At 76.1% G+C, this 15,788-nt stretch carries 16 protein-coding genes; 7 read left to right on the top strand and 9 right to left on the bottom strand.

Annotated elements, in window-relative coordinates; all coding sequences use genetic code 11:
* Entirely contained in the window at nucleotides 1-780 is a 780-nt protein-coding gene (locus ABEA53_RS05615) for a hypothetical protein (protein WP_345480040.1), read from the bottom strand.
* 109 nt (nucleotides 781-889) lie between these two features.
* Between ABEA53_RS05615 and ABEA53_RS05610 the strand changes: the two genes are divergently transcribed.
* Nucleotides 890-1,855, top strand: a complete 966-nt coding sequence (locus ABEA53_RS05610; RefSeq protein WP_345480039.1) for an NAD-dependent epimerase/dehydratase family protein — start codon at nucleotides 890-892, stop codon at nucleotides 1,853-1,855.
* A gap of 6 nt (nucleotides 1,856-1,861) precedes the next feature.
* Here ABEA53_RS05610 and ABEA53_RS05605 read toward each other — a convergent pair whose 3' ends face one another.
* Together ABEA53_RS05605 and ABEA53_RS05600 are read right to left on the bottom strand one after the other, a co-directional pair.
* Nucleotides 1,862-2,035 (bottom strand): hypothetical protein, encoded by a 174-nt coding sequence (locus ABEA53_RS05605; RefSeq protein ID WP_345480038.1) that lies wholly within the window; start codon nucleotides 2,033-2,035, stop codon nucleotides 1,862-1,864.
* Between the two features lie 93 nt (nucleotides 2,036-2,128).
* A complete protein-coding gene (locus ABEA53_RS05600; protein ID WP_345480037.1) occupies nucleotides 2,129-2,284 on the bottom strand; it encodes a hypothetical protein in 156 nt (51 codons plus the stop codon).
* A gap of 121 nt (nucleotides 2,285-2,405) precedes the next feature.
* Between ABEA53_RS05600 and ABEA53_RS05595 the strand changes: the two genes are divergently transcribed.
* Together ABEA53_RS05595 and ABEA53_RS05590 are read left to right on the top strand one after the other, a co-directional pair.
* Nucleotides 2,406-3,137 carry a YciI family protein gene (locus tag ABEA53_RS05595; RefSeq protein ID WP_345480036.1) on the top strand — a complete coding sequence of 244 codons (732 nt, stop codon included), beginning with the start codon at nucleotides 2,406-2,408 and terminating at the stop codon, nucleotides 3,135-3,137.
* Nucleotides 3,134-4,342, top strand: a complete 1,209-nt coding sequence (locus ABEA53_RS05590) for an RNA polymerase sigma factor (RefSeq protein ID WP_345480035.1) — start codon at nucleotides 3,134-3,136, stop codon at nucleotides 4,340-4,342. The genes ABEA53_RS05595 and ABEA53_RS05590 overlap by 4 nt, the downstream gene beginning before the upstream one ends.
* 225 nt (nucleotides 4,343-4,567) lie before the next feature.
* Here ABEA53_RS05590 and ABEA53_RS05585 read toward each other — a convergent pair whose 3' ends face one another.
* Together ABEA53_RS05585 and ABEA53_RS05580 are read right to left on the bottom strand one after the other, a co-directional pair.
* Nucleotides 4,568-5,263 carry an anti-sigma factor family protein gene (locus ABEA53_RS05585; RefSeq protein ID WP_345480034.1) on the bottom strand — a complete coding sequence of 232 codons (696 nt, stop codon included), beginning with the start codon at nucleotides 5,261-5,263 and terminating at the stop codon, nucleotides 4,568-4,570.
* Nucleotides 5,260-5,817 (bottom strand): sigma-70 family RNA polymerase sigma factor, encoded by a 558-nt coding sequence (locus ABEA53_RS05580; protein ID WP_425550601.1) that lies wholly within the window; start codon nucleotides 5,815-5,817, stop codon nucleotides 5,260-5,262. Before ABEA53_RS05580 ends, ABEA53_RS05585 begins: the two co-directional genes overlap by 4 nt.
* Nucleotides 5,818-6,037: 220 nt before the next feature.
* On the opposite strand from ABEA53_RS05580, the gene ABEA53_RS05575 reads away from it, so the two are divergent.
* From ABEA53_RS05575 to ABEA53_RS05565, 3 genes are read left to right on the top strand one after another with little or no spacing between them, the layout of a single operon-like run.
* Nucleotides 6,038-6,541, top strand: coding sequence for a hypothetical protein (locus ABEA53_RS05575; protein WP_345480032.1), 504 nt, complete (start codon nucleotides 6,038-6,040; stop codon nucleotides 6,539-6,541).
* Nucleotides 6,538-8,067 carry an FAD-dependent oxidoreductase gene (locus tag ABEA53_RS05570; protein ID WP_345480031.1) on the top strand — a complete coding sequence of 510 codons (1,530 nt, stop codon included), beginning with the start codon at nucleotides 6,538-6,540 and terminating at the stop codon, nucleotides 8,065-8,067. The genes ABEA53_RS05575 and ABEA53_RS05570 overlap by 4 nt, the downstream gene beginning before the upstream one ends.
* 23 nt (nucleotides 8,068-8,090) lie before the next feature.
* Nucleotides 8,091-9,554, top strand: a complete 1,464-nt coding sequence (locus tag ABEA53_RS05565) for a serine/threonine-protein kinase (RefSeq protein ID WP_345480030.1) — start codon at nucleotides 8,091-8,093, stop codon at nucleotides 9,552-9,554.
* 15 nt (nucleotides 9,555-9,569) lie between these two features.
* Here ABEA53_RS05565 and ABEA53_RS05560 read toward each other — a convergent pair whose 3' ends face one another.
* The 3 genes from ABEA53_RS05560 to ABEA53_RS05550 are packed head-to-tail and all read right to left on the bottom strand — an operon-like array spanning nucleotide 9,570 to nucleotide 11,940.
* Entirely contained in the window at nucleotides 9,570-9,731 is a 162-nt protein-coding gene (locus ABEA53_RS05560) for a hypothetical protein (protein ID WP_345480029.1), read from the bottom strand.
* 59 nt (nucleotides 9,732-9,790) lie between these two features.
* On the bottom strand, nucleotides 9,791-10,237 hold the full coding sequence (locus tag ABEA53_RS05555; RefSeq protein WP_345480028.1) for a MarR family winged helix-turn-helix transcriptional regulator: 447 nt from the start codon (nucleotides 10,235-10,237) through the stop codon (nucleotides 9,791-9,793).
* Nucleotides 10,238-10,260: 23 nt separating this feature from the next.
* Entirely contained in the window at nucleotides 10,261-11,940 is a 1,680-nt protein-coding gene (locus ABEA53_RS05550) for an MDR family MFS transporter (protein WP_345480027.1), read from the bottom strand.
* Nucleotides 11,941-12,165: 225 nt separating this feature from the next.
* On the opposite strand from ABEA53_RS05550, the gene ABEA53_RS05545 reads away from it, so the two are divergent.
* The gene (locus ABEA53_RS05545; protein WP_486303791.1) at nucleotides 12,166-15,132 is read left to right on the top strand and encodes an alpha-mannosidase; all 2,967 of its coding nucleotides are present in this window, start codon (nucleotides 12,166-12,168) and stop codon (nucleotides 15,130-15,132) included.
* Here the strand turns inward: ABEA53_RS05545 and ABEA53_RS05540 are convergent.
* Complete coding sequence (locus tag ABEA53_RS05540; RefSeq protein WP_345480025.1) at nucleotides 15,129-15,701, bottom strand: hypothetical protein; 573 nt, start codon at nucleotides 15,699-15,701, stop codon at nucleotides 15,129-15,131. The two genes, ABEA53_RS05545 and ABEA53_RS05540, sit on opposite strands and share 4 nt — an antisense overlap.
* Between the last annotated feature and the right edge of the window lie 87 nt (nucleotides 15,702-15,788).

Genomic DNA, 15,788 nt, shown 5'->3' with positions numbered 1-15,788 from the left:
TCAGTCGGTGAAGACGACGACCGCGCCCCACTTCACCGTCTCGTCCGTGTAGACGGCGAGACGGGTCGGGGCGCGGCCGTCGTAGCGGAACGTGGTGGTCGTCGGCTCGCCCGCGCGGTTCCGCCCGGCCTGCTCGGCGAGCTCGAGCACCGGCCCGGACCGGTCGTTCCGCTGCGCGATGCGCTGCGCCCGCCACGAGTACGTCGCCGCGCGGTCGAGCACGAGGAACACGGTCACCCGCCCGCCGTCCTGCGCGAGCGAGGACGGATCGAGCGCGATCGTGCTCGACCCCTGTCCCGCGTACTCGGTGCTGGCCGCGCGCTGCGGGGTGCTGATCGCCTGCGGCAGGTACGTGCGGTGCTCGTAGAGGTACTCGAGCAGGCCCGGCTCGCGGCCGCCCTGCAGCGACGCCACGAACTCGCTGCGCGACGCGAGGGAGGTGGGGACCTCGCCCTCGATCAGCCGCGCGAGCGGGGAGGGGGACGGCGACGACGACGCGGTGAGCCCGGCGAGCGGGTGCGTCGTGACGAGCACGGTGCTCGCCGCGGCCACGAGCAGTGCGGCGCCGCCCGCGATCAGGGCGGTCCGGCGACGCGGGGTCCGCGGGGAGGTCGTCGTGCGAGCGCGGCGCGCTGGCGCGGACGCGACCGCGCCGACCTCCTGCTGCTGCGCGGCCGCAGCGCGGTACGCGGCGACCTCCGCCTCCGTCACGTCGGGCGCGTACAGCCGCCGGCGCAGGGCGTCGAGCCGCTCCGCCTCCGCCGACCGCGCCGCTGCCACCCGCACAGCGTCCTCCTCGAAGCCTGGCAGCGGGAGTCGGGGTGTCCGCAGGCGGTGCGGGCAGGATCGACGCCGATCGGGTCGAGAGCACTGGAGGTGCGCCGTGCGGGTGGTCGTCATCGGAGCGACGGGACACGTCGGCGGGTACCTGGTGCCCCGGCTGGTGGAGGCGGGGCACGACGTCGTCGCGATCACGCGCGGCCGGCAGGCGCTGTACCGCGACGACCCCGCCTGGGACCGGGTCGAGCGGGTGACCGCCGACCGCGACGCGGAGGACGCGGCCGGCGTCTTCGCCGCGCGGATCGCGGCGCTGCACGCCGACGTCGTGGTCGACATGGTCTGCTTCACCTCCGACTCCGCCGCGCAGCTGCTCGACGGGCTCCGAGGCACCGGCGCGCGCCTGGTGGTCTGCGGCTCGATCTGGGCCCACGGCACGCCCACCGCGGTCCCGGTGCGGGAGCACGAGGACCGCGAGCCCTGGGGCGAGTACGGCGTGCAGAAGGCCGCCATCGAGGACCTGGTGCTCGCCGAGGCCGCGCCGCCGGACGGCGTGCCCGCCTCGATGCTGCACCCCGGGCACATCAGCGGTCCGGGCTGGCCGGTGATCAACCCGGCCGGGAACCTCGACCCGGACGTGTGGCGGAAGCTGGCGACGGGCGAGCGGCTCGTGCTGCCGGGCTTCGGCCTCGAGACGCTGCACCACGTGCACGCCGACGACGTGGCGCAGGCGTTCCAGCTCGCGGTCGAGGCTCCGGAGGGGGCGGACGGTCGCGCCTTCCACGTCGTCTCCGAGCGGGCGATCACGCTGCGCGGCTTCGCCGAGCAGGCCGCCGCCTGGTGGGGCCGCACGGCGGACCTCGAGTTCCGGCCGTTCGACGCCTTCGCGGCGACGACGACGGAGGAGCACGCGGCCACGACGCTCGACCACGTCTCGCGCAGCCCCTCCGCCAGCATCGAGGCGGCGCGCGAGCACCTCGGCTACGCGCCCCGCCTCACCTCGCTCGAGACGGCGCGGGAGGCGGTCGCCGCCCTCGCCGCGCGGGACGGCTCGGGCATCCCGCCGCTGCGGGACTGAGCGCGGTCAGTCCGGCGTCTCGCCGGTCTCCTGGCCCTCCGTGCCGGAGGGCGCGTTCAGCACGGGAGGGACGTCGTCCACGTCGTCCCGGCCGTCGTCGCCCCCGTCGGTGGGCAGCACGCTCTGCAGGTCCAGCGGGTCGCCGGATCGGGGGGACTCGCGCGGATCGGTGTTCGACATCCTGCGATCGTGCCGGTCCGCGCTGGCGGATCGATGGGCGTCCGCTGCGGATCCGGCGCCACCCGGCCGGCCGCGCGACCGACCGGCACGGCGCTACTCGCTGTGGTCCTCGTCGTCGAGCCCGCTCGGCAGGAACGGCGCGTCGTCGGCGTTGCCGGGCCGCTTCGGCGCGGGCTTCTGCTGCAGGGCGGACTCCGGGTCCAGCGGGTCGGCGGCGGCGGGGGACTGGGCGGGATCGGTGCTCGACACCGTCCGAGCCTGCACGCCCCGCCTGGCCGGGGAGTGGGACCGCGGCGGAGGCCGCACGGATCTTGCGGCCGGTGTCCTCGTCGCGGTGTGCTGAGCGTCGTACTGGTGACGGCGCCGATCGGTGCCCGACACCGAGGAGGAACCCGTGCAGTACCTGATGCTCGTCCGCGTCGACCCCGACCTCGCCGCCCGCGGCGTCGCTCCCGTCGAGCCCTGGGTGGAGGAGGGGACCCGCACGGGCATGCGCCACTTCGGGAACCCGCTCGAGGACCCGGACACCGCCACGACGGTCGCCCGGCAGGCCGGTCGCACCGTGCTCGCCGACGGGCCGTTCACCGAGACGAAGGAGGTCGTGGCCGGTTTCGACCTTCTCGAGGCGCCGGACCTGGAGGCGGCGGTCGACTACGCGGCCCGGCACCCCGTCGCGGCCGTCGGCGCGCTCGAGGTCCGGGAGGTGTGGGAGGACTTCGTCGAGGAGGCCGGCGGCGACCCCGTGCCGACGCGCGAGGACGGCCGCGAGTACCTGTTCCTCCACGTGCCGGACCCCGCCGCGCTGGCGACCGCGACGCGCGAGGACGCCGATCCGACGGCGTGGGTGCGCGACGTCGAGAGCCGCGGCGTGACGCTCGGCGGCTGGCGCCTCCGCGACGCGGACGCCGGCAGCGCCGCGACGGTTCGGGTGCGGGACGGACGGACGCTGATCGCGCGGGGCCCGTACACCGAGACGGCGGAGCAGATCGCGGGCATCGACCGCGTGCGCGTCGCGGACCTCGACGAGGCGATCGGCCTCGCCGCCGCCCACCCCACGAGCGCGATCGGGCGGATCGAGATCCGGCCGCTGGTCTCGGCGTGACCGACCCGCTCGCGCGGGCCTTCGCGGACGAGTGGGGGCGCGTCGTCGCCGCCCTCGTCCGCGTCACCGGCGACTGGGCGCTCGCGGAGGACTGCGCGCAGGACGCGTTCGCCGTCGCCGCGGTCGCCTGGCCGCGCGACGGGGTGCCCGACCGACCCGGTGCCTGGTTGACGACGACCGCGCGGAACCGCGCCCTGGACCGCCTCCGCCGCAGCGCCGTGGAGGCGCGGAAGCTCGAGGAGGTGGTCGCGGTGGTCCACGAGGAGGAGCGGCGCGAGCCGGACGACGTGCCCGACGACCGGCTGCGGCTGATCTTCACCTGCTGCCACCCGGCGCTGGACCTCGACGCCCGGGTCGCGCTCACCCTCCGGACCCTGTGCGGGCTGACGGTCGCGGAGATCGCGGCGGCGTTCGGCGCCCGCGAGGCGGCGATGGCGAAGCGGCTCGTGCGGGCCCGCCGCAAGATCCAGGTCGCCGGCATCCCGTACCGGGTGCCGAGCGGCGCCGCGCTGCCCGAGCGCCTCGACGGGGTGCTCGCGGTGCTGCTGCTGCTGTTCACCGAGGGGTACGCCCCGAGCGGCGGGGACCGCGTGGTGCGGCCCGAGCTGTCGTCGGAGGCGATCCGGCTCACCCGCGTGCTCGCGGCGCTGCTGCCGGGGGAGCCGGAGGTGGGCGGCCTGCTCGCGCTCGAGCTGCTGCAGGACTCCCGCCGGGCGGCGCGGACGACGGGGGAGGGCGCGCTCGTGCCGCTCGCCGAGCAGGACCGCACGCTGTGGGACGCGGCGCGCATCGCCGAGGGCCGCGCGGTGCTCGCCGCCGTCGACCGCGCGCCCGGACCGGTCGGCGCCCACCGCCTGCAGGCGCGCATCGCCGCGGAGCACGCGCGGGGACCGGAGGCGGACCGGAACGCCATCGCGCAGCACTGGGCGGCGCTGGCCGAGGTGACGCCGTCGCCGTGGGTCGAGCTGGCGCGGGCGGTGGCGGTCGCGGAGGCGGACGGCCCCGACGCGGGCCTCGCCCTCCTCGCGCCGCTGGCCGGCGACGTGCGGCTCGGCCACCAGCTGCCCGCGACGGAGGCGGAGCTGCTGCGCCGGGCCGGCCGCCGCGAGGACGCGCGGCGCGCGTACGGCGCGGCGCTCGCGCAGGTCCGCAACGCCGCCGAGCGCGCCCACCTCCAGCGCCGCCTCGCCGAGCTCGCCGGCTGAGCGCCCCGCCCGCAGCTGCGCCTTCCAGTCCCAGTTGCGCGCGAGCGCTCGCGCGCATCCGGGACTACGGCGCGCAGCTGCGAACGCGTCGGAGCGCGTGGGCGGTGCGGTCCGGAGGACCGGTGCGGCCGCTGGAGCGCGGACACCTGGCCCGACGCCGCGCAATTGCGCGCTCCAGTCGCAGTTGCGGCCGAGCGCTCGCGCGCAACTGCGGCAGGAGGTGGGTCAGAAGCGCGTCTCGGCGAGCGGGGCCTTCGAGCCGGTGACGCGGATGTCGATCGAGCGGATCGCGTCGACCGGGATCGCGGTCGCGGCGGCGAGGCCCTTCGCCTCGCCCGCGTCGGAGGTCCAGGTCGCGACGGTGGAGGTGGTGCCCGCGTCCGTGTGCACGACGAGGCTGTAGCTGACGGGGGCGTAGGACTCCCGCCCGCCGGCGGCTCCGCGGTAGTCGCACGACCAGTCGAGGCGCGTGCCCCAGCCGACGGGCGTGACGCTCAGCGAGGCGGTGAGCCCCGACGACCCGACCGGCTCGAGCGTGCGGGCGGCGACCGCCTGCTGCGGCTGCGCGGCCCGCAGCAGCGACCAGCCGCCCACCGAGCCGACGAGCAGCACCCCGACCACGACGAGCGCGGCGACGACCCGCGCTCTGCGGCGCGAGCGGCGGACCCGTCGAGCGATGCCGACGGCCCGGTCCGGCACGTGCGCGCCGTCCTGCAGCGCGGCGCCGGCGGGCGCGTCCCGCAGCGCGACCGCCTCCTCGGGGTCGAGCTGCCCGAGGATGCCGGGCAGCCCGGCGAGGTCGCGGACCGACCGCGAGCACGCGTCGCACTCGGCGAGGTGCAGCTCGTACGCCCGGCGCTCCTCGGGCGACAGCGCGCCGAGCACGTAGGCGCCGTCCCAGTCGTGGACCGAGTGGCTCATCGCGTCACCCCGCGCTCCTGCAGGGCGAGCCGCAGCGCCCGCATGCCGTAGTGCAGCCGTGACTTCACCGTGCCCTCCGCGATCCCTTCCTGCTCCGCGAGCTCCCGCACCGAGCGCCCGAGGTAATGCGCGCCGACGATCACCGCGCGGTGGTCCCGCGACAGCGAGCCGAGCGCGTCGGCGACGAGCATCCGGTCGAGCGCCGCGTCGACCCCGTCGTCGACGTGCTGCTCGGGCACCTCGTCGACCCCGAGCTCGCGGCGCTTCCGCGCGCTGCGGGCGTCGTCGATGACGAGGTTCCGCGCCACCGTGAAGAGCCACGCGCGGGCCGGCTCCCGGCCCTCGGTGATGCGCGCCGGGTGCTGCCACGCGCGCGCCAGGGTCTCCTGCACGACGTCCTCCGCCAGCGACCGGTCCCGCGTCTGCCGCAGCACGAAGCGGAACAGGTCCGGCCCGTGCTCGTCGGCGAGGGCGCGCAGCATCGCGTCCTGCTCGTCCACTCCGCCTCCTTCGTTCCGCGGCCTCCGATTCCTACTACGGAACAGGGGGCGCATCGGTTCACCCGTGGATCCGCAGGAATCGCGCGACACGCCGCGAGCCGGGCGTCCCCGCCCGGCGCGTCGAGGAGGAGCCGCGGATCGACGAAGGATCTGCGGATCCGCGAACCCCGGGGAGGCCGGCGACACGCCCGGGAGGGGAGGCGGGTGAACCATCCGGCGCGCTGCTGCGTCGTTCCGGATCGACGCCGTCCGTCGATCGAAGGAACGATTCCCGATGACCGCAGCCACCACCGCACCCGTCCGCCTCCGCCGCCTCGCCGCGGTCGGCGGCGGTCTGCTGAGCATCGCCGCCCTCGCGGGGTGCGCGCCCGCCGCCTCCACCGGTGCGGCGGACTCGGCCGCGCCGTCGAGCGATGCCGCAGCACCGGCGGCGTCCGGCGCCGCGAGCACGTCCGCGGCCGCCTCGTCGAGCCCGGCCTCCGGGCTCAAGGACGGCACCTACTCCGCGACCGGCGACTACCGGTCGCCGGGCGGCCCCGCCGAGATCGGCGTGACCGTCACGCTGAGGAGCGGCACGATCGAGAAGGTCCAGGTCGCGCCGAAGGCCGCGGACGCGACCGCGCGCCAGTACGAGGCGCAGTTCGCCTCCGGCATCGACGCGGTCGCGGTCGGCAAGCCGATCGAGGGGCTGAAGGTGGGCGCGGTGTCCGGGTCGTCGCTGACGAGCCAGGGCTTCGAGAAGGCGCTCGCCGCCATCCGGTCGAAGGCCGCGGCGTGACGACCGCGGCGCCGCCGCGGCCGCGAGCGGAGCGCCCGCTCGCGCCCGGGCCGCTGCTCGACGGCGTCGTCGGGCGGGTCACGATGTACCGGCTCGTCACGCTCGTGCTGCTCGCGGTCGCCGCGGCGGCGCTCGTCGCGTCGATGCTCGGCGCGCTCCCGTTCCCTCCGCTCGGCCTGCTCGCGGCCCTCGCGGTCGCGGTCGTGGTCGGCGTCGGCTCCAACCTGCTGTTCGCGGCGATCCGGCGGCTCCGGCCCCACGCGGAGTCGGGGCTGATCACCGGGCTGCTCGGCTTCTTCCTGTTCCTGCCGCTGCCGACCGCGCCCGCACTCGGTGCGCTCGCGCTCGCGATCGCGGCGGCGAACCTCACGAAGTACCTGCTCGTCGTGCGGGGCCGGCACCTGCTCAACCCGGTCGCCGCCGGCGCGGTCGTCGTGCTGCTCACCGGCCTGTCGGGCGCGACGTGGTGGGTCGCGACGCCCGTGCTGCTGCCGTTCGTGGCGGTCGGCGGCGCCCTCGTCGTGCGGCGCGCGGGCGCCTGGGACCTCGCGGTGCCGATGCTGCTCATCGCGGTGCCCGGCACCGTCCTGCAGCTGCTCGCGACGGACGGTGCGCCGGCCGACGCGATCCGCACCGCCGTCGCGTCCTACCCCTTCGTCTTCCTCGCCTCGTTCATGCTGTCGGAGCCCCTCACCGCGCCGCCGCGCCGGTGGCAGCGGATCCTGATCAGCGCGCTGGTCGGCGTGCTGGTCCTGCTGCCCCTCCGGGTCGGCCCGATCGGCATGACCCCCGAGATCGCCCTGGTGCTCGCGAACCTCGTCGCCTTCGCCTTCGGGCAGCGTCGCCGCGTGCGCTTCGTCCTGCGGCAGCGGGAGGCGCACGCGGGCGGCGTCGACGACCTGCGGTTCGAGAGCGAGGCGCCCCTGCGGATCCGACCCGGGCAGTACGTGGAGCTGAGCCTGCCGCACGCCCGCCAGGACGGCCGTGGGGTGCGCCGCGCCTTCAGCCCCGCGAGCGCACCCGGCACCGAGGTGCGGATCGTCACCCGCCGCGCGGAGCGCGCCAGCTCGTTCAAGCGCGCGCTCGCGACGCTGCCCGAGGGAGGCGCGGTCGCCGGCAGCGTCGTGGCCGGCGACTTCCTGCCGCCCCGCGACCCGGTGGCACCGGTGCTCTGGCTCGCGAGCGGTGTCGGGGTCACCCCGTTCCTCGCCATGGCGGAGGCGGAACCGGAGCGCGACGCGGTGCTCGTCTGGCGCCTGCACGCCGGCGACGACCCGGCCTGGGCCGAGGACGCGCTGCGCGGGGTGCGGGTGCTGGTCGTCGGCCCGGAGGAGGTGCCGCTGCCGCAGGGCTGGACGCGGCTCGGCGACCGCTTGGACGGCGACGCCCTGCTGGCCGCCGTCGGGGATCTCCCCGGGCGCCGTGGCTACGCTGCGGGCTCGCCGACCTGGGTCGCGGTCGCCCGCCGCGTCGTGAAGCAGGCGGGGCTGCCCCGGATCCGCACCGACCGGTTCCTGGGGTACTGAGCCCCGACGGCGGAGGGAGCGACATGCGCAGCTGGTGGGACGACGCCGAGGGCGCCGTGCTCGACGACCGCTACGAGCTGCGCGAGCGCCTCGGCCGCGGGGGAGCGGGCGTGGTCCACCGCGCCTGGGACCGCGCGCGGCAGCGCGCCGTCGCCGTCAAGCTGCTGCCGTCGACCGGCGCCGCGCTCGACGCCCGGACCGGGCGGCAGGAGGCGGACGTGCTCGCCGCCCTCGACCACCCGCAGCTCGTGGCGCTGCACGACGTGCTCACGACCGACGACGGCGTCGCCCTGATCATGGAGCTCGTCGACGGTCCGTCCCTCGCCGACCGGCTCGACCGGGGCGCGCTGCCCCTCGAGGACGCCGCGGTCGTGCTGCGCGACGTCGCCTCAGGCCTCGCGCACGCGCACTCCCGCGGGATCGTGCACCGCGACGTGAAGCCCGGCAACGTGCTGCTGCGCCAGGTCGACGGCCGCGTCGCGGGCGCGGCGCTGGCGGACTTCGGCATCGCGCGCTTCGCCGAGGCGACCCGCACCACGAGCGCCGCCACGATCCTCGGCACGGTCCGCTACCTCAGCCCGGAGCAGGTGCGCGGCGAGCGCGCGACGGCCGCCTCCGACGTCTACTCGCTCGGCCTCGCGCTGATCGCCGCGGTCGCCGGCCGGCCGGCGTTCCCCGGGTCCGACGCGGAGTCCCTCGGGGGCCGCCTCGTCCGGCCGCCGCAGCTGCCGGACGCGCTGCCGCACGACTGGGTGCGCCTGCTGACCGCGATGACCGCGCTCGAGGAGGAGGCGCGCCCGACCGCCCGTGCGGTCGCCGCCGCGGCCGACGCGCTCGGCAGCGGGGCCGTGCCCCTCGAGCCGCTGGCCGCCGCGGCCTTCCTCGACGAGTACACCGTGGCGATGGACGCGTCCGGCGTCGCGACCGTGACGCCGGCACGACGGCGTCGTCGGCCCCCGCGGTTCGTCGCCCTCGCGGCCGCCGCGTCGACCGCCGCCGCCTCGCTCGGCCTCGTGCTCATCCTGACCGGGACGCCGAGCGGCCTCGAGCGGGCCGGATCGGCCGCGGTCGACCTGGATGCGCCGGCCGCCGCCGCGCCTCCCGCGTCCGCACGGCCCGCGACACCGGCACCGGTCGCGACGGCCACCGCGAGCGCCCCGAGCCGGTCCGCCGCGGTGGTCCGGACCGCGACCGCGGTCCGGACCTCGTCGGACGACCACCGGTCGACCCGCCGCTCGTCCTCCTCGGGCGAGGGCAGCGGGAAGGCCTCCGCGCCGACGCGACGAGCCGCGCCGAGGGCCGCCGCGCCGAAGGCGGTCCCGGAGCCGCACGCTCGCCAGCATGCGAAGCCCGTGGCCGGGAAGCCCGCGCACGGGACGAAGGCGCATCCGAAGCGGTCGCACGCGAAGCAGGCGGCGCCGAAGCCGACCGGCGCGAGGGGCGGCGGCCACGGCGGCGATCACGGCAGGAGCAAGGGCGGGCGCTGACCCGCCGCCTCGCGGTCAGGCGGTGGTGTCGGCAGCGCCCTGACGCGGCCGCACCGTGGGTGCGCTCGCCGCGTCGGCTCCCGAAACGCCGTCGGACGCTGCCGGCTGCAGCACGGGCGGCCGGTCCGCCTGCTCGCCGGCGTCGTCGGGCCGCACTGGCGGGGTGGTGTCGCTCATCGTTCCTCCTCGCCGGCGCGGTCGCCGGCTGCAGCCCGATGGTGCGCCGCGCACATGGGTCAGTCCTGCGGATGCTCCGGGGGCAGGGAGAAGCGCTCGAGCAGCACCGCGAAGCGCTCCAGGTCGTCCGCGGACCACGCCGCGAGGGTGGCGCGCAGCACCGCCTGCTGCTCCGCCATGACCTCGGCCACCCGGGCGAGCGCCAGCGGCGTCGGGGTGATCCAGATGATGCGCGCGTCGTGCTCGTCGCGCTCGGCGTCGACGAGCCCGTGCTCCCGCAGCTCCTTCACGTGGCGGCTCACGGCGCTCTTGTCCATCCCGAGGGCGGCCACGATGGCGCTGGCCTGCACCCGCTCGCCGCGCACCACCTCCCGGAACACCGGCCAGGCCGCCGGCTGGAGGTCGCCGGCCAGGCGGCCCGCCGCGCGGCGGACCGAGCGGCGGGCGCCGTTCGCGATCCGGTCGAACGACTCGGTGATCGACCGGATCGCGTCGTCGGTGTGCACGGCGCCCACCGTAACGGCGCTGGTCATCGGCGGTCGGGCACCGTCGCCGACTCGGCCTCGCGGACGCCCTCGGTCGTGCCGCCGAGCTCGGCGGCGCCGAGCTCGAGCGCCCGCTCCGTCTCGGGAGCGAGGCCGGCGCCGTCCGTCTCCGCGAGCTGCTGCACCGCGGTCTTCGTGCCGAGCGGCCGATTCGGCAGCAGGCAGACGAAGAGCAGGGTGACCAGCGTCAGCGGCGCGGCGAGCAGGAACACGTCGCCGATGCCGGTGCCGTAGGCGCTCTCCACGACCGTGCGGATCGGCGCGGGCAGGGCCGAGACCACGGGGACCTCGCCGCCGCCGAGCGCCTTGCCCGCCGCCGCTGCGACGGCCGGGTCGAGCCTCGTCAGGCCCTCCTCGATCAGGTCCGTCACGCGGGTGCCGAGGAAGGCGCCGAGCGCGGAGACGCCGAGCGTGCCGCCGAGGCTGCGGAAGAACGCGATGCTCGCGCTGCCCGCGCCGAGCTGGGACGCCTGCAGGGAGTTCTGCGTGACGAGCACGAGGTTCTGCATGGTCATGCCCAGGCCGAGGCCGATCAGCAGCATGAAGATCGCGAGCGTCCAGTACGGGGTGTCGTACCGGATGGTGCCGAGCAGGGTCACGCCGGCGACGAGCAGCACCGCGCCGACGACGATGTACCGCTTCCAGACGCCGGTGCGGCTGATGACGCCGCCGATCACCGTGCTGGCGCCGAAGAGGCCCACGACCATCGGGAGGGTGAGCAGGCCCGCCTCCGTGGGGGAGTGCCCCTCGGCGAGCTGCAGGTACTGGCTGAGGAACACCGAGACGCCGAAGAGCACGACGCCGATCGCGAGGCTCGCCAGCACCGCGAACACGAAGGTGCGGTTGCGGAACAGCGTCATCGGGATGATCGGCTCCCGCACCTTCAGCTCGGTGACGACCGCCGCGGCGAGCAGCACGACCGCGCCGACGACCATGAGCCAGCTGGTGGCGGAGCCCCACGCGAACTGCGAGCCGCCGAGCGACACCCAGATCAGCAGCAGGCTGACGCCGGCCGCGATGAGGATCGCGCCGAGGTAGTCGATCGACACCGCGCGCTTCGCCCGCTTCGGCAGGTGCAGCGTGCGCTGGATCAGGACGAGCGCCGCGATCGCGAAGGGCAGCGCGACGTAGAAGTTCCAGCGCCAGCCCCAGCCGTCGGTGATGAGGCCGCCGATGAGCGGACCGCCGACGGTGCCGACCGCCATCACCGCGCCGATGAGGCCCATGTAGCGGCCGCGCTCGCGCGGGCTGACGATGTCCGCCATCACGACCTGGACCAGCGCGGTCAGGCCGCCGGCGCCGAGGCCCTGCACGACGCGGAACGCGATCAGCGTATTCGTGTCCTGCGAGAAGCCGGCCAGCGCGGAGCCGATCACGAAGATCGCCAGCGCGATCTGCACCAGCAGCTTGCGGTTCACGAGATCGGCGAGCTTGCCCCAGATCGGCGTGCTCACCGTGGTGGCGAGCAGCGTCGAGGTCACGACCCACGTGTAGCCGGTCTGCGTGCCGCCGAGGTCCGCGATGATCCGCGGCAGGGAGGTGGAGACCACCGTGCCGGCGAGGATCGCCACGAACATGCCCATGATCAGGCCGGACAGGGCCTCGAGCACCTCCCGGTGCCGCCGTCGCTCCTCCGGTGTCGCCACCGTCTTCGTGCCGCTCATCCACGCTCCGTCCTACAGTTGCTCGACGTCAACTGTAGACGACGGTTGACGCCGGGCAACTATTCCCGGGGTGCGAGTTTCCGACTCGTCGGCGGCGGACGCCGACGGCACGACGTGCGCCGCCGCTTCACCGGCTACGAGCAGGCGGGGTGCGGTGTGCTGACGGGCGTGGCCGACGACGTGAACCCGAACGCCCGCCCGCGGCTCGACGCCGCCGACCTCGCGATGCTGCGGGTGCGGCGCTTCACCGAGCACCGCATCCGGCCCGCGGTCCACGGCGAGCGCGTCGCGGTCGCCGTGGAGGCGTGGGCCGTCGGCGGGGAGCCGGTGCCGTTCGCGCACGCCGCGCAGCAGGTCTTCCGCCCGTTCGCGGTGGGGGAGGCGTGGGGCCGCCCGTGGGACACGGTCTGGTTCCGCGTGACGGGCGAGGTGCCCGCCGGCTGGGACGACGCGGAGTTGCTCGTCGGGCTCGGCTTCAGCGACGACCTGCCCGGGTTCCAGGCCGAGGCGACGGCCTACCGCCCGGACGGCACCGTCATCAAGGCGGTCGAGCCGCGGAACACCTGGGTGCCGCTGCCCGGCCCGGGCCCCTTCTCCCTGCTGCTCGAGGCCGCGGCGAACCCGCTCGTCGGCGAGCCCGGGGTGTACGAGCCCACCGCGCTCGGCGACCCGGCGACCGCGGGGGACGAGCCCCTCTACCGGCTCGAGCGCCTCGAGGTCGCGCGTCGCGACGCCGCGGTGTGGGAGCTGCTGCAGGACGTGACCGTGCTCGACGGGCTCGTCGAGGTACTGCCCGCCGACGGGATGCGGCGCGCGGAGGTCGTGCACGCCCTCGAGCGCATGGTCGATCTGATGGACCCCGAGGACGTCGCCGGCACCGCGGCGCTCGGCCGGCAGGCGCTGGCACCGGTGCTCGCGACCCGGGCGGCGGGCAGCGCACTCGAGGTGTCGGCCGTCGGCCACGCGCACATCGACTGCGCCTGGCTCTGGCCGACCCGCGAGACGGTGCGCAAGGTCGCCCGCACCTTCGCGAACGTGCTCGACCTGATCGAGCGCGATCCCTCGTTCGTCTTCGCCGCCTCGTCCGCCCAGCAGTACGCGTGGCTGCAGGAGAGCCACCCGGAGCTGTTCGAGCGCGTCCGCGCCGCCGTCGCCGCGGGCCGCATCCGCCCCGTCGGCGGCATGTGGGTGGAGTCGGACACGAACATGCCGAGCGGGGAGTCGCTCGTGCGCCAGTTCGTGTTCGGCAAGCGCTTCTTCCTCGAGCAGCTCGGGGTCGAGACGGACGAGGTGTGGCTGCCCGACTCCTTCGGCTACACGGCCGCGATGCCGCAGATCGCCCGCGCGGCCGGCGCCAGGTACTTCCTCACGCAGAAGCCGTCGTGGAACGAGACGAACCGCATGCCGTACTCCTCGTTCCTCTGGGAGGGGATCGACGGCTCCCGCCTGTTCACGCACTTCCCGCCGGCCGACACCTACAACTCCGACCTCGGCGCCGAGGACCTCGCGCGCTCCGAGCGCCGGTTCTCCGAGAAGGGCCGGGCGCGGAAGGTGCTCGGCCTCTTCGGCTGGGGCGACGGCGGCGGCGGCCCGACGCGCGAGATGCTGGCGACCGCGCACCGCAAGGCGGATCTCGACGGGTCCCCGCGCGTGCGGCTGACGGACCCGCACACCTTCTTCACCGAGGCGGAGGCGGAGCTGGCCGAGCCGCCGGTGTGGACGGGGGAGATGTACCTCGAGCTGCACCGCGGCACCCTGATCTCGCAGCACCGGACGAAGCACGGCAACCGGCACGCGGAGGCGCTGCTGCGGCAGGCGGAGCTGTGGGCGACGACCGCCGCGGTCCTGCGGGACGCGGCCTACCCGTACGACGAGCTCGAGGCCGCCTGGCGCATCGTGCTGCTGCAGCAGTTCCACGACATCCTCCCGGGCTCCGCGATCGCGTGGGTGCACCAGGAGGCGGAGCGGAACCACGCCGGGGTCGCCGCCGACCTCGAGCGCCTGATCGGCGCCTCCCTCGGCGCGCTCACGACCGGCGGCACCGAGCCGGTCGTCGCGAACGCCCGGCCCTTCACGGCGGCCGGCGTCCCCGCCCTGGGCATCGGACCCGCCGCGCCGGTGGCGGCGGCGACGCCGCGGCGGACGCCGCGCGGCTTCGCGCTCGTGGACGACCTGCTGCGCGTCGTGGTCGACCGGCGCGGCGTGCTGCTGTCCGTGCTCGACCGCGTCGCGGACCGCGAGCTGCTGCCCGAGGGCATGGTCGGCGGCGTGCTGCAGCTGTTCCGCGACACCCCGCGGGAGTGGGACGCGTGGGACATCAACGCCGAGGACCAGCGGAGCGGCCGCGAGCTGCTCGAGCCCGTCGACGTCCGCATCGACGGCGACGCGGTCGTGGTCGAGCACCGCTTCGGCGGCTCGAGCATCGAGGTGCGCCTCCGCGTCGTCGAGGGCCGCCTGGAGTACGCGTTCGAGATCGACTGGCACGAGTCGCAGAAGCTGCTGAAGCTCGCCTTCCCGCTCGACGTGCGCGCGACGCACGCGACGTCGGAGATCCAGTTCGGGCACGTCCAGCGCCCGATCCACCGCAACACCTCCTGGGACACGGCCCGGTTCGAGACCGTCGCCCACCGCTGGATCCACGTCGGCGAGACCGGCTTCGGCGTCACCATCGCCAACGACGTGGTCTACGGGCACGACGTGCGGGCCGAGGTCGCCCCCTCCGGCCGGCCGATGGCGGTCGCCCGGCTGTCGCTGCTGCGCGCCCCGCGCTTCCCCGACCCGACCGCCGACCAGGGCCGCCACGTGTTCACGGTCAGCCTCCGGCCGGGCGGCATCCCGGAGGCGATCCTGGACGGCTACGCGCAGCACCTGCCGACCCGCGCGCTCATCGGCTCGCCGGTCGCGCCGCTGCTGACGGTCTCCGACCCGGCGGTGATCGTGGAGGCGGTCAAGCTCGCGGAGGACCGCGGCGGCGACGTGGTCGTGCGCCTGTCCGAGTCGCTCGGGGGGCGCGCCGCTGCCGTCATCACCACGGCCTTCGACTGGGAGGCGGTCGAGGCGACGGACCTGCTCGAGCGCCGGATCGAGTCCGACGTCCTCCGCGCGAAGGCGCCCGGGGAGTCGGTCGCCGTGCGGCTGCGGCCGTTCGAGCTGGTCACGCTCCGCTTCCGCCGGAAGCCTGCGGCGGCCTAGCCGGCGACGGTCCCCAGCGCGGCGAGCAGGGCGAGGGCGGCGTCGACCCGCTCGTCGTGCGGGACGCCGTCGAACGGATCGCGGTCCGCCGCGACGCCCGCAGCGAGCTGCCGCAGCCGGCGCAGGTCGGCCGCGTCGAGCTCGCCCTCGTCCGCGAGTGAGCGCAGCGCCGCCCGCCAGGCCCGCTGCGCGGTGCCGTCGAGCCGGGCGTCGGCCTCGGCGGCCCGGTCGAGCCAGCCCTCCTGCTTCCCGCCCAGCCACACCTCGCGGAGGCCGTCCCAGACGAAGAGGTGCACGGCGAGCGCGCCCTCCTCGCCGGGCTCGGACCCCGGCACCGCGAGCCGCAGGGCACGGTCGACGAAGCGTCGCGCGGTCGCCGCGTCGCCGTCGCCGAGCCGGCGCAGCGCCTTGTCGAGCAGGGTGTCGGCCGCGAGGCGGATGGCGCGCTCCTGATCCGACGCCCGCCGCCCCGCCGCGTCGCGCAGGGGTCCGAGCGCGTTGCTCCGCGCCGCGTCCCGCTGCACCTGCATCCGCGCGATCAGGTCGTCGTTCCCGTGCTGCTGCGCCATGCGAGCGACGGTAGCGGCGGAGCGGTGGTGTCCGGTGTGCCGCCTGTTCGCGCGCAGGCCGCTTCCCCGACGTCCCGTCCCTCGACC

The sequence above is a fragment of the Amnibacterium soli genome (assembly GCF_039544415.1).
GTDB lineage: Bacteria > Actinomycetota > Actinomycetes > Actinomycetales > Microbacteriaceae > Amnibacterium > Amnibacterium soli.
This window is presented reverse-complemented; position numbering and strand designations above follow the sequence as displayed.